Here is a 14091-nt window from a genome sequence, read left to right on the forward strand (position 1 = left end):
CAAACAAGATAAGTTCAGGGAGACTAACTGCTTGTCCACAGCGGCCCATAAAGCTTCCATTACTGGAAGCGATAGGTCACACCCATGAAATAAGTTGGACCAAAGGTAGCTACTTGTTGTAGACGAGCCGTTTCAAAACGAGTGCCCCGTTCGTAATCACCGTTAACATTGATCCCTTCTAAGGACACCTTGACGCCATTTTCAAACTCGTAAGACATGGATACGTCAATTTGATTACGGGAGTCTAAACGGCTGCCAGGGTTAGGCGTGGTCTGACTACTGTCTCCAAAGTTTTCGCCCGTTTTAGATCCATCATTTAGTGAGTATGCACTGCGATAGTTCAGGGCTACCCGCATTGCAAATCCGCCATTCTCGTAGTAACCAATGAGGTTACCAGTGCGCTCGGACGACCCCAAGAGAGGTTGCTCTTCTGCCGGGTTGTCTGCATCTAACAGTGTGTAGTTTGCAATCATGCCTAAACCGTCAAATGGCGCAGGAAGAAAATCAAAGGCTTGGTTATAAGCAAGTTCAATCCCGTTTATTTTCAATACACCGTCAGTGGCACGGTTGCGGATGATGTTATAGATATAGCCATCATCTCCCATACATTCACCGGTTGTTGCATTCACAGCAACGTTGGCTAACTGAAAATCTGAGGGGCAAACAGCTTCTGCTACCACCTGATTTTTAACGTCTTTTCTGAAATATGCTAAGGTAACAGCACTTGACTCATTAAAGTACCACTCAGCACTTAAGTCATACTGTGTAGCCGTTAACGCTGGTAAGTCAAAAGACCCTTCACTTACGTTTACAATTATGTCGGTACCATTGTCCTGAGTAGCGATTTCACGCCCAAAACTCGCTGTTTCACCGATAATAGGACGTACCAACACTTTACCTGCCGCTGCGCGAAGTACGATGTCATCAGTGATGTCGTACGCCAGGTTTAAGCTTGGAAGCCAGTTATCATAGTCGTGGCTGCTGGAAGTAGGCGTAGCAGAATCACCGCCAATATCAGTGAATGCTCCTGTAGTCACCTGAATACCGCCGTCGTAAGTTACTGTATCTACCTGGCGATCTGTATAGGCGTAACGCAAACCGACGTTACCGCGTAAGGAATCCGTTTCGAAGTCTAACTGGGTATAAAAATTGGTAATATTTCTTTCAATTTCAAAGAATCCGGCTTCCTGGAAATTAGGTTCTATAGTTAAACCAGATGCGTCGAAAGAGGCCAGATAGGCGTCTACATCCGGAAGCACATAATTTAAGTTTAACCCTGGGAATTCTCCATTGCTCCAGTCTGTTACTACATGACTCGCTTCAGCAACAGTCGGGAATGGTGCAGTATAAATATCAGCATCACGAAAATTACGATCGTAGCGCGTACTTTCTGTATCGAGAGTTTGCATACGATGTTTCGCACCGAATTTTACTGCTTTCAGAAAACCACTGTCCAACAGGTACTCAAAGTCTACCTGTGCTGCCGTTTCATCTGTTTCGTAAGTTTGCACCTTACCTGAAATGTCGTTGCGGAACAGGTTATCCAGAGCCCAAGAATCGGGATCTGATACAGGGTTTAGTCCGTTGGAAATGAACGTGGGGTTGCTGGGATCCATGTCTACTTGTAAATCGCTGCGAATACCCAATACCACCGCGCGCTCAACAATATCGATTTCACCTGCAGTGTAATGCAACGCCCCTTTCATTGTCAGGTTATCGCTGATGAGCCAATCTGTTGTTCCAGTTAACGCATAGCTGGTACGGTCTTCAGTTTGGCGTGTGTGGTTTGCTTCAACGCGAATATTTTCTGCCAGTATTTGATCAACCGTATTGGCGGTTTGTCCCAGGAAAGTGAGTTCGGGTGCTGGGTCGCCACCACCAAAAAGAGGAACCAGTTGCTGGAAATATATTTGTCTCTCATCTAGAGCAAGAATACCGGTCAGACCAAATTCCAATGTGTCACTGGCCACATATTGCAGTGCAGTGTTAACCAAATAGCGCTGTGTATTACCGTCTTCTCTACGCATACGAGGACGGTTAGTTCGTTCAACAGGTATTCCATTAGCTGCGTAATCGCTGGCGCCATCGCCATCTGCGTCAACATCAGAGAATCGCTGGCTATACATCAAGTCATAGCGGGTATCCAATTCCTGGTAACCAAAATTGAATAACACACCCAATTTATGATCCATAAATTGGTCAATGTAAGTGAAACTGCCACCAGGTGTTGCGCTATCGCGGTCTACGGAATAGCTGCCTTCACCTTTTACTAATATTTTTCTTTCGTCAAAGTTCAGCGGTTTAGCCGTTCCTATATTGATGAGGCCAGATAAACCACCTTCGTCCATGGAGGCACTTGGTGTTTTAAATACCTGTATTTCAGAAGCCAACTCTGATTGCACAATATCAAATCGGAATCCACCGTCGAACTGGGCACTGGCGAACGCCTGACCATTAAGTGTCGTCGCCGCGTACTCTGGTCCCAGGCCTCGAATACTGATTAGTGCTCCACGTCCGTTGGAACGCTGAATTTGGATACCCGCAATACGCTGAATAGATTCCGCGATATTTTCATCGGGAAAACTAGCAATGTCATCCGCCGAAATTGCATCAGATACCCCAACCTCATAACGCTTCATCGAAAGGGCTTTAGTTACGCTTGAGCGAATTCCTTTAACCTGAATTATTTCTGTTTCACGATCCTTGGCAACGTTGTCATCCTGGGCAATGGCGGACGGGCTTAAAGCCAGTGCCATAGATATAGCTAGTGGAGATAAACCAGCTACGAGTGCAGTCTTTGTGTTCTTCATTGTGTGCTCCGAGTCTTTTGGTAAGGCCAGTACGATAAAAACATATAATTTTTCTTTCCGCAACTATAATTTTACATAAATAAACCTAAATCACATTTCATTCACACTTCAAAACAGAAAGGCACCCCTCTAAAAGATCGTTGATTTAAATGGAATTTTATATAAAACCACGAAAAAAATGAGTTTTTTGTGAACAACCTTTGTCAAAAACAATATTTTTTGTCATGCTTACCAATGTTAAAATTGGTATTGCCAAAGTTGGTATACCCGATCAAAAATCAGTTTATAAAAAAACCAATTAATTTACGTTACCACTTGAGTTTAAAAATCATGACCAATTCCGCTGCACCACCTTCTATTCGAATGCCTTTAATCACTATGTCAGCGTTGTTTTTTTTCTGGGGCTTCCTCACAAGCCTTAATGATGTGCTCATTCCGCATCTAAAGAGCGCGTTTTCTCTTAACTACACGCAAGCAATGCTTGTCCAACTTGCTTTTTTCGGAGCCTATTTTCTGGTCTCGCTGCCGGCGGGCAAAATCATAGCCAGAATTGGCTTTAAGCGAGGCATAATTACGGGCTTACTCGTAACTGCACTCGGATGTGTTTTGTTTTATCCCGCGGCAGCGTTTAAAACTTATAGTTTTTTTTTAGCAGGCCTGTTCGTGCTGGCAAGTGGCATTACCATACTCCAGGTTTCCGCAAACCCTTATGTAGCCGCCCTGGGACATGAAGACACTGCCTCCAGTCGGCTAAACTTCTGTCAGGGAATGAATTCAGTTGGTCATACCGCCGCACCCTTTTTCGGAGCACTATTTATCGTAGGAGCAGCCGTCGAAGGAACCACAGCAAACCCTGAGTCAGTGCAGTTCCCCTATATATCCATCGCTCTAGCACTCTGTATGGTGGCGCTGTTTTTTAAATTTTACCCACTACCCATATTGAATGTAGAAGCCAGCGACGCAAACTACAGTAGTAAGCCAATATCACAACTTTTTCATCATCGGCACCTTGTATTAGGTGCTGTAGCAATTTTTTTATATGTCGGGGCCGAGGTATCGGTTGGTAGCTTTATCATTAGCTTTCTCGCAGACGACGAAATTGCCGGGTTAACTCACAGTGAAGCGGCAAGCTATTTGGGGCTTTATTGGGGTAGTGCCATGATTGGACGTTTCGCTGGTTCTTTTATCATGCGATTTGTAAAGGCCTCTTCAGCACTCATGTTCAATGCTTTTGCAGCGATTGTGCTATTGATAATCGTCATGATGGCCAGCGGTAATGTAGCAGTTTGGGCGATTGTACTGGTAGGGCTTTGTAATTCTATCATGTTTCCCACACTTTTCTCTTTGGGTATTCGAGGGTTGGGCTCTGATACAGCGCAAGGAGCGGGTCTACTTTGTCTCGCCATCGTTGGTGGCGCTATTTTGCCTTTATTACAAGGGGTAGTAGCAGATATGACAGCTGTGCAGTTCAGCTTTATTGTTCCTGTTGCAGGATATCTCTATATTGCCTGGTATGCGAAAAAAGGTGCGCGCCCCACGTAATGCAGAGCACGCGCGTTAGAGGGCTCTGTTGTATTTTACTGTACTTTCAGTGAGCCCTTCATGATGCCAATATGGCCAGGGAACGAGCAGAAAAACTGGTACGATTCCTTGGCTGAAAGCGCGTTCACATCGAAGGTTACTGACGTTTCTTCTCCGCCACCAATTATTTTGGTGTAGGCAATAACACGCTTGTCACCAGGTTTAATGTAGTTTTTGTCCAATCCTGCGCCTACGCCGTCACCGGCAATGGATTGTGCATCGGCGGTTTTCGACAAAACCCAGTTATGACCCATGATATTCTTTGGCAGCGTACCTGTATGTTTCAGCGTAACTGTATAGCTGTCGCAACTGGCGGGTACAACCATCTCAGATTTACTGAATTGCATTGCATCAGTGCTATCTATGGTAGTTGCACAATCTTCAGCGAATGCAAGGCTGCTAAACAGGGTTGCCGCTACTAAAAACATTTTTTTCATTACTTCACTCCACACATTTAACGGATAACACGATATCACAAGAAACCAACCAACACAGCGGAAATGATAATAGTTATCATTAATTGCTATGATAGATATCAACGATTATGTTTTTTTACTTAATACGTGTACCGGTAAAAAGAGATTAACCCACCCGCAGGCTAAACCAAATTGTGTTTACGGCCGTTCAACTCAATAACGCGATATTCACCTTTCTAACAGCATCCCAGTAACGCGCTATGACGCGGATTAACCGGAGAGCAATATGTCACAGTACAGAGAAGAATCCGACAGTATGGGAACCTTAGAGGTTCCTGCCGACGCCCTTTATGGCGCGCAAACCCAGCGTGCAGTAAACAACTTCCCTATCAGCGGGCAAACAATGCCTTTACCCTTTATTCACGCATTAATTAAAGTTAAGAAAGCCGCAGCCATTGCCAATTTCCAACTGACGTGCATAGAAAAAGATGTGCACGATGGCATTGTGCAAGCTTGTAACGCACTTCTTGAAGATGAGCAGTTAGCATCTCATTTCCCCGTAGATGTATTCCAAACAGGTTCTGGCACCAGCACGAATATGAATGCAAACGAAGTGATTGCCACGCTTGGTCAACGCATCACAGGTACGGATATACATCCAAATGACCATGTCAATTATGGTCAAAGCAGTAACGATGTTATTCCTACCACGATTCACGTAAGTGCAGCGTTGGCCCTTGAAAATAGCTTGCTGCCGGCCCTTGGACACCTTTCATCAACCATTGCCACAAAAGCGGAGACGGTCAAAGTCTACTGCAAAACAGGTCGCACGCATCTCATGGATGCCATGCCGGTGAGGATGGATCAAAGCTTAAAAGGGTGGCAAGCTCAGATTAATCATCAGATAGCGCACCTTCGCTATCTCCAACGCCCCATTCAACATTTGGCCCTTGGCGGAACCGCAGTGGGTACAGGTGTGAATGCTCATCCACAATTCGCCATGCATTTTAACCAGGCGTTGAGTGAGCTTACCGGAATTGAGTTTAGCTCAGCGGACAATTTTTTCGCTGCCATTGGTTCACAGGATACCGCTGTTAGCTTATCAGGGCAGTTAAAATCTACGGCGGTGACAATGATGAAAATTGCCAATGATTTGCGCTGGATGAATTCCGGGCCGTTGGCAGGCTTAGGGGAAATTTCCTTGCCTGCACTGCAACCTGGGTCTTCGATTATGCCAGGGAAAGTAAACCCGGTGATCCCTGAAGCCGTTGCGATGGCCGCCGCTCAGGTAATGGGTAATGACACCGCCATTTCAGTGGGAGGTCAGTCGGGTAACTTTGAGTTAAACGTCATGCTTCCTATGATTGCTACGAATCTGCTCAACAGTCTGCAATTACTGGCGAGCAGTGCTACAACGTTAGCCGACAAAGCCATTGTGGGCTTTACCGTGAACGAGGAAAACATTGCCGGGCCGCTTCACAAAAACCCCATACTGGTAACCGCTCTCAACCCTATCATTGGCTACACCAAAGCCGCTGAGGTTGCCAAGAAAACGTATGAAACCAAGCGCCCGGTTATCGATGTTGCTGAAGAGATGACAGATATTCCAAGAGACGAACTCGAAGAATTACTTAACCCAGTTAAGCTCACATCACCTGAATAACACCCGCGCTGGCTCGTTTGTTTAATCGAGCCAGCCTTCCCAGTGTAGCTCGCCACTTTCTGCGCCCAGGATATAGCCTGAACAGTTGCCTATTTTGCGACCCTGAGAAAAGGTTCTTGCCAGGCACGCCATGGCATCGCCATGGCTGATAACCAGTACGTTGCCGCTACTGCTATTGGCTATGTCTTGCAAAGCCTCGCTCAGTCTTGCCGCAACAGTATTGGCATTTTCGCCGCCGTTATTTGGCATGCGCTCGGGCTGAGTGTAGCGATACTTTCTGAACTCAAGATAGTCAGGCAAAGTTGCCATGGGTTTGCCTTCCCACTCGCCAAATGAGCGTTCGCAAAGCCGCTGATCAATATCATGGTTCACTTGCAACGCTGACGCACAAATATCTGCGGTGTGTTTTGCACGACCTAAATGAGAACTCCATACTCCCGAGAGCTCCCAAGCCTTGGCCTTTTCTGCCATAACAGCAGCTTGCTCTTGTCCAAGCTCAGTTAGCGGACTATTAAGTTGCCCTTGCAACTTTCGGTCGCGGTTCCATTCAGTTTCCCCATGACGACAAACGTATAACAACAAAATGCATTCCTCTTATTGGCTAGCGCTTTATTGCGCAAATGAATGGACAAAACAATGACAAGGATACAGACCCATCACGTGCTTTGCGATAACATAGTTAAACAGTTCCGGTTAGAAATGTCAGAGTAAAAATGTCAGGTATCACAAAGGGTGATCGCAGTCGATGGGTTAGGGTTGCCACCATTGCCGCTATTTTGGTGGCTTCTTCCTTGTGTATATTAAAAGCGGTTGGCTGGTTTATGACAGGCTCAACAGCTGTGCTTGGCTCTCTGGCGGACAGCAGTATTGACCTCCTCGCAAGTGTGGCGGCAGCTGTAGCCGCTCGTTTTGCAGCAACTGAGCCGGACGACAACCACAAGTTTGGTCACCACAAAGCCGAAGCGCTTTTTGCTATGGGTCAGGTAGTTTTAATTAGTGTATCTGCCACTCTGGTTATTTGGGAGTCAGTACAACGTTTCTATGTGGCAGCACCACTCAATAAGCCTGATATTGCGGTAGGGTCATTGGCGATCTCTCTGGTAGCCACTCTTATTTTGGTAACCTTTCAGTCCATCGCAGTAAAAAAAACCGATTCTTTGATCATAAAATCTGATCGTGCTCATTATCTTGGCGATGTATTTGCGTTAAGTGGAGCGCTGGCCGCCGTACTCATTGGCGAAACTTATGGAATTCCGAGGCTCGATGCCATTGCCGGCCTTGTGATGGGCGTGTTTCTTGGTCATTCCGCCATTCAGGTAACAAGAATAGCCATTCCCCAGCTGATGGATCAGGAACTTCCTGAAGATGATAAAAATAGAATTAAAGCCATTCTTGATGACAACCCACAAGTAAAAGGCTATCACGCCTTACGTACCCGCAAAGCGGGTGGCAAACGCTTTATCCAACTGGATATTTTACTCGACGCCTCGCTCTCGTTTCGCAAGGCTCATGACATTACAGATGCTGTTGAACTCTCCCTAGAAGCGGCTTTCAGCGATACCGATGTTATCATTCATGCCGACCCTGTCGGCGAAGCCAGACCTGAGCGTCGCGTAGTAGAAGATGTTGAAGACTATGGTGAAAAATAGCCAGGAGCGGTTTCGAATTACGCAAAAAAACCCGCTTATAACTTATTAACTGAAAAGAGAGTGATACTTTGAAATGGCTCCAACGTTTTTCCCTTATACAGTTAACTGTGACCAGTGCATGCCTGTTTCTTGCCATTTTTTTAATCTTAGTCGTTAAAGACACCAGGTGTACGCTGGATAAAGTTAACTAGTGGCCTTTCAATTACCTATTCACACTGTCCTGCTTGCCACTGCACAGTGTTAGAAGGTGGCGATTCGCCGCTTTCATTTAACGCTATAACACGATAGCTGAATTCACCACTAAGTGCGGTTGCATCTTTATCAGTAAACAGTGGACCATTGGCGGGATTGAAATCGACAATGCCGTCTGAGAAGTTCGCTATTACAACGTCCCACACATCGCCATCTTTGGCCTTGCGCTCTATACGATATGCCCGACCAAGTGGCGCTCCCATAAACCCAATATTTCCGCATTTATCTACTGTTCTGAGTATAGGCGCAGACGGTGCTGCCAGTGGCGCTGCGTACTCTTTACCATTCATACGGGCCTGTATATGCCTGACCAAGGCAGTAACCTGCAGCTCCTGATTAGCATGAGCCTCTGCAAAGCCGGGCAAGTGATAGCTTTTATAGCCAGAATTGCCCTCATGATGCCAATAAAACCCACCGTTATGGCGATGCCCTCTAAAGCCCCAGATAAATCCACCAGCAGCAGTATGTCCGTTGACAGAGCGTGAAACTGTGGCATCAGCGATAGCGCGCATTTTGTCGATGGGTACCAAACCATATTCGCCTACCAGGTACACCTTTTTACCATCAATGACAGTGAGGTCGTTTGTAATAGTGTCAGGACTGTTGTTGCCCACATTGGTGTAGAAGTGGTTACTGATAATATCGATATCCTCGTTTTCCAGCGAGCCTGGAGTGATGGAGGTATAGTTGCCATCTACGACGAGTTGATTAGGAGCCAGGTGTTTGATTAACCGCGCTGTTGATGACACAAAACTCTGCGTACTGCCCTTTAGTTCATTCCCAGTTTCCCAGGCCATGATGGCTTTTTCTTCGTAGTAGTGTCGGCCGGTAATGGTGTTTTTCCGAGTAACGACCTGATGAATAATATGGCGGTACGCTTCAAAGGTTTTACTCTTTACATCATAAAAGTCATCTGCTGTTTCGCCATAAAATGCGGCTAACTGCTTGCGACCTCCCCACCAATCCCAGTGGTCAATAAAGGGCAAAATTAATCGGAGCCTGTTTTCATCTGCCAATGCGATCATGCGGTCGTATACCACCATGGCAGACTCGTTTAGCACTGGCATCCCGCCTGACGTTTCTGGCGGCAGAATGTGTACAGGACGTCCACAGGCTTCGTCATCAGGGTGCGCTACCGACAGCACGTAAACCCGCATAGCCTTATGGCCGCTTAGCGTGAGGGCCTTGATCCAATTTTCCTGCTCATCAGCCGTAGGTAGTTTGAAATGCTGGCCCCAGTTGCGCCTGTCTGCCTCGCATTTACCACGGGCATCATCTTCAATACGATGCAATTCAGGGGCATGAATACCAAAGAAACGAAAAGGGGTATCACCGTCATAAAGCTGGCTTCCCTGCCGGGTTATGAAACTCTCAAAGCCAAACGAACATGTACTAAACACAGATATCAGTATGAGTAGCACACCTTTCAAGGTATTTGTCATTTTATTGCCCTGTATTCGATAACCGATGTTTTAGTTCCAGCATGGCGCGACCGTTGTGATACGGTCCTTTCCAGAAGCCCGCTTTGTAGTCGTTGTCTTTGCCACCGTGACAGCGAGCTAACCACAACCATTCACCCTCATCGATATGCTCGGTTTTAATAAAGTGCCAAATTTTGTCACAGATATCGCGATACGCATCGTTCCCGGTGAGTGAGTACGCGTTTAAAAACCCGACTAACGCCTCTGCTTGTACCCACCAGTGGCTATGTTCGCCAAACTCATCTGTAATCGGGTTGTATTCGTCTATCACATAGCCCTGAGATGCTAAGCCTTTATTCAGACAAGCTTTGGCGAGTGCAATAGCACTCGTTCTCGTACGAGCAGACATGTCTTCACTTTGTAAAACCTCTGCTGCTTCACACAGTAACCAACTCGCTTCAATATCGTGTCCAAACGATAAATTCTCGCACTCACTTTCCCACGCCATAGTAAAAAACAACGACAGATGTGACGCATCGCCCACTATTCTGTCTAAAAACACCGTCATTACATGACTTAAGGCTTCTTCTGTCTCTGGCGTCGCCACAGCACGATGCAAAGCCGTATAAGCTTCCAGCACATGCAAATGGGTGTTCATTGATTTAGGGCTGTTGAGATCTTTATCGCTTAGGCGAAAGTCTGTGATTTCTCCCCACCCTCTTGTACAAGCTTCAATGTATCCACCTGCTTGTCGATCCCGGGCATGCTCTTCAACCAGGGAAAACAGTGAAAGCGCCAGGTCTATCGCATTTTTGTCAGCACTCAATTGATAATAGCTACACAAGGCATAAATGCCGAAACACTGGGCATAAACCTGCTTTTTATCATTCACCACATTACCAGCAGCACTGAGCTCCCATACGAGACCACCGTATTGGTTATCCAAAAAGTGCCCGATAAGATATTGGTACGCACGGTCTGCCACCGCTTTATCTTCTGGCATCTGAGTCACTTGAGCATATTCACTGAAAAACCACAGAATACGGGTGTTCAACACGATGCCTTTCGTCGCACCGGCCACCGGTTGAGCATGGTTGGTGACTTCGCCATGAAAACCGCCAAGTTCATCATCTATACTATGCTGTTTCCACCACGATGCGATTGCCGACAGCTCGGCATCGACATCGTGTGCGGTAAGCTTATACATTGTCTGACGAGCCGCTATGGTCATGCGCCTGCCTGCTCATTGCGGTCGATTAATGCATTAATCGTTGCTACGGAACGAGCAGAAGTAAAACCGTCTTCAGGTGTATTCATGCAGTAATCCACTAATTGTGAAACGGTACTGGTGGCAACGTGCATACGGGTATCAGAAGAAGCATAGTAAATATACACTTCATCGCTTTCATTGCGTATCCAGCCATTACAAAAGGCCACATTGCTCACGTCACCCACTCTTTCTTCGCCTTCAGGCGCGATAAAATAGCCACCAGGACAATGGGTGATTTTCCAGGGTTCGTGTAAATCGGTCATCAACATATACAACACATAGCGTAAGCCCGCTGCGGTATTGCGCACACCATGGGCAAGATGCAACCAGCCGTCATCGGTCTTGATAGGGGCTGGCCCCTGTCCATTTTTAAGCTCATACACAGTATGGTAAGCCTTTGGATGCACGATGGTTTCTTCCTCAACCCGTGCATTTTCCATAGAGTCGGTTAAGCCCCAGCCAATGCCGCCGCCACCGCCGATATCGATGAAGCCATCTTGAGGGCGGGTGAATAAGGCATACTTGCCGTCAACAAAGGCCTCGTGCAGTACCACATTGCGTTGTTGACCGCTGTTGGTGATGAGATCAGGTAAACGCTCCCAGGTCACCAGATCTTTCGTGCGTGCTATGCCGCATTGCGCCACAGCGGCAGAAGTATCCGCCATCTTAGTTTTGTCTTTCCGCTCAGTACAGAACAACCCATAAATATAGCCGTCTTCGTGCTTAGTTAAACGCATATCGTAAACATTGGTATCGGGCTCATCCGTTTCTGGCATGGTGATGGGACGAGACCAGAACCTAAAGTTATCTACGCCATTATCACTTTCGGCTACTGCGAAGAAGGATTTTCTGTCACTGCCTTCTACCCGCACTACCATCAAATATTTTCCATTGTGGTAAATAGAACCGGCATTAAACGCTGCGTTGACACCAATGCGTTCCATTAGATAAGGGTTACGACCGGAGTCAAAGTCGTACCGCCAGTTTAACGGAATATGTGCAGCGGTAACCACAGGGTTTTCCCAGCGCTGATATATTCCATTTCCATCTTCTACAGGTTTGTTCTTGAGGGCTACCAGAGCCTCGTGAGCGTTCAATAACGCTACTTTGCGTTGTTCAAAATGTGCTGAAGTCATAACAATTATTTACCTTGATGATTGACTGTTAGTGGCTCACCGGACATGGCAACAGAGGGAGATGATGTGGCATCTTCTTCATTTTCCAGTGTGTCCCACCAGCTAAATTTAAGAATAGTGGTTGTTAGCAATGCCATTCCTGCGGTAGCAGTAAACATTGACCAGTGTTGAATAACCATGAAAATAGGTGCGGCGGTTAGTGAAGTGTGCCAAAGCAACCCCACGCCAACATTGAACATGTCACGCTTAAACGCAGTGTTACCTTTAAACGTGGGATCTTGTTGCTGTGCCGTTTGAAGTACGGGCTTCCAAAAGCCCCATGGGCGGGTTTTCACGTAGAAGTTTACAAGTACTTCCATGTCGTCCGGGCCACTTTTGAGACTGGCGATCACGCATACTGCCAGGCACAGCGCAAACAATGCAGGGAAAGCGTAAAGCGGTGATAAGTCAGTAAACATCAACGGAATGGCCGCTGCAATACCTGCCACCATACCGGCGAAATAACCGTACCCTGAGAAGCGCCACCAGTACCACTTAAGTAAGTTTGAAGCCGTGTAACCGCCGTATAACGCAGACACCAGCCACATCACCACACTGTTTAGCGAAGGCACAAATAGCCCTATTAGCGTACCTGCGACAATGAATGCTATCGACACTATGTAACTCATTTTCACCGCTTGCTTTTCAGTGGCAGCGGGGTTGATATAGCGACGATAAATATCATTTACTACGTAAGCGGGCGCTGCATTGGTGGTAGCAGCAAAGGTTGACATAAAGGTTGCCAGTAACCCGGCGATAACCAGGCCAAGTAAACCGCTAGGTACAAAATTCGCTAAAGCAAAAGGCAGGATTTGTTCGAAATCTACGTCAGGCCCCATGGCTTGCAGTGTTGGCATAAAATACACCAAAGCCAGAATGGTTAACCCGGTTATCATCATGTAGCGAGGGAACAGCAGTACGATACTGACGAATCCACTCATTTTGGCTGCTTCAGCGGGTGTTTTAGCTGACAACACGCGCTGCATATCAAAGTTCGGAGCTGGCCCAGCCATGCTTTGCAAAATACCTTTAAACAGCACCAGCATGATAAAAATAGAGAACAATGACCAGCCATCTTCTATGATTTTTTGGTTCGCCTGCTCTAAGACACCGCTCCAGTCTAAATCTAACTGCCAGCCGAAGGCCAAGGAACTCCAGCCCTCTGGTACTACTTCTGCCAACATCTCAGGTGAAACCTGCTGCATAGCAATAACGCCAATAGCTATACACGCCACCGTCATGATGACAAACTGCAGAACTTCGGTGAAAACTACACTTACCATACCGCCTTTAACCACATACACTGAGGTGAAAAGCGTGATGATTAGCCCGTAAATGAGCGCGTTGTTATGAGGGTCGGCGTGTAACTCCCACGGTAAAAAGATAGCCGCAAATTTACCCACACCAATAAAGCCATAAGCCAAAAAGCCCAGTACACTTAACAATGCAAAAAACACCACTACAAAGTGACTTAGCTGCGCGCCACGTCCTTCACCAAACCGAAAGCGTATCCATTCTGCCCCTGTCATTACACCAGAGCGACGCAACCAAATAGACAAGAACACCATCAGAAAAATCTGGTTGAAACTGGGCCACAGCCAAGGGATATAAACGCTTTTTAAGCCATAAATGAATAGCAGGTAAACCATCCACATGGTACCGCTTATATCAAACATGCCAGAGGCGTTGGACAACCCCAGAAACGGCCAGGAAATTTGGTTCCCGCCGAGAAAATAGCCTTTGGTGCTTTTTTTGGCCATTCGAGATACCACCACACCCAGCGCAAGTACAGCGACCAGGTACATAAGCAAGATGGCTATATCCAACGATGTTAAAACCATAATTCCCTCAAAA

Annotated in this window: 10 protein-coding genes; 3 read left to right on the forward strand and 7 right to left on the reverse strand. The window is 46.6% G+C overall.

Annotated elements, in window-relative coordinates; translation table 11 throughout:
* Positions 1–59 precede the first annotated feature (59 nt).
* The gene (locus ACXACM_RS02170) at positions 60–2810 is read right to left on the reverse strand and encodes a TonB-dependent receptor (RefSeq protein WP_474819483.1); all 2751 of its coding nucleotides are present in this window, start codon (positions 2808–2810) and stop codon (positions 60–62) included.
* A gap of 330 nt (positions 2811–3140) precedes the next feature.
* Here ACXACM_RS02170 and ACXACM_RS02175 point away from each other — a divergent pair, with 330 nt between their 5' ends.
* Positions 3141–4352: a sugar MFS transporter gene (locus ACXACM_RS02175; RefSeq protein ID WP_474819485.1), complete on the forward strand. Its 1212-nt coding sequence runs from the start codon at positions 3141–3143 to the stop codon at positions 4350–4352.
* Positions 4353–4387: 35 nt separating this feature from the next.
* Here ACXACM_RS02175 and azu read toward each other — a convergent pair whose 3' ends face one another.
* Entirely contained in the window at positions 4388–4828 is a 441-nt protein-coding gene (azu, locus tag ACXACM_RS02180) for an azurin (RefSeq protein WP_474819486.1), read from the reverse strand.
* Positions 4829–5093: 265 nt separating this feature from the next.
* On the opposite strand from azu, the gene ACXACM_RS02185 reads away from it, so the two are divergent.
* Positions 5094–6470, forward strand: a complete 1377-nt coding sequence (locus ACXACM_RS02185) for a class II fumarate hydratase (protein ID WP_474819487.1) — start codon at positions 5094–5096, stop codon at positions 6468–6470.
* A 21-nt stretch (positions 6471–6491) separates the two neighbouring features.
* Here ACXACM_RS02185 and ACXACM_RS02190 read toward each other — a convergent pair whose 3' ends face one another.
* Positions 6492–7052 (reverse strand): histidine phosphatase family protein, encoded by a 561-nt coding sequence (locus ACXACM_RS02190; RefSeq protein WP_474819489.1) that lies wholly within the window; start codon positions 7050–7052, stop codon positions 6492–6494.
* 131 nt (positions 7053–7183) lie between these two features.
* Here ACXACM_RS02190 and ACXACM_RS02195 point away from each other — a divergent pair, with 131 nt between their 5' ends.
* Positions 7184–8119 (forward strand): cation diffusion facilitator family transporter, encoded by a 936-nt coding sequence (locus tag ACXACM_RS02195; RefSeq protein WP_474819490.1) that lies wholly within the window; start codon positions 7184–7186, stop codon positions 8117–8119.
* Positions 8120–8325: 206 nt separating this feature from the next.
* On the opposite strand, the gene ACXACM_RS02200 is transcribed toward ACXACM_RS02195, so the two are convergent.
* From ACXACM_RS02200 to ACXACM_RS02215, 4 genes are read right to left on the reverse strand one after another with little or no spacing between them, the layout of a single operon-like run.
* Positions 8326–9813 (reverse strand): glycoside hydrolase 5 family protein, encoded by a 1488-nt coding sequence (locus ACXACM_RS02200; RefSeq protein WP_474819492.1) that lies wholly within the window; start codon positions 9811–9813, stop codon positions 8326–8328.
* A gap of 1 nt (position 9814) precedes the next feature.
* Positions 9815–11023 carry an AGE family epimerase/isomerase gene (locus ACXACM_RS02205; RefSeq protein ID WP_474819494.1) on the reverse strand — a complete coding sequence of 403 codons (1209 nt, stop codon included), beginning with the start codon at positions 11021–11023 and terminating at the stop codon, positions 9815–9817.
* Positions 11020–12198: a glycoside hydrolase family 130 protein gene (locus tag ACXACM_RS02210; RefSeq protein WP_474819495.1), complete on the reverse strand. Its 1179-nt coding sequence runs from the start codon at positions 12196–12198 to the stop codon at positions 11020–11022. Before ACXACM_RS02210 ends, ACXACM_RS02205 begins: the two co-directional genes overlap by 4 nt.
* Before the next feature lie 5 nt (positions 12199–12203).
* Positions 12204–14078 (reverse strand): sodium:solute symporter family protein, encoded by a 1875-nt coding sequence (locus tag ACXACM_RS02215; protein WP_474819497.1) that lies wholly within the window; start codon positions 14076–14078, stop codon positions 12204–12206.
* Between the last annotated feature and the right edge of the window lie 13 nt (positions 14079–14091).

This window comes from Alteromonas sp. AWQ4_252 (assembly GCF_056158205.1).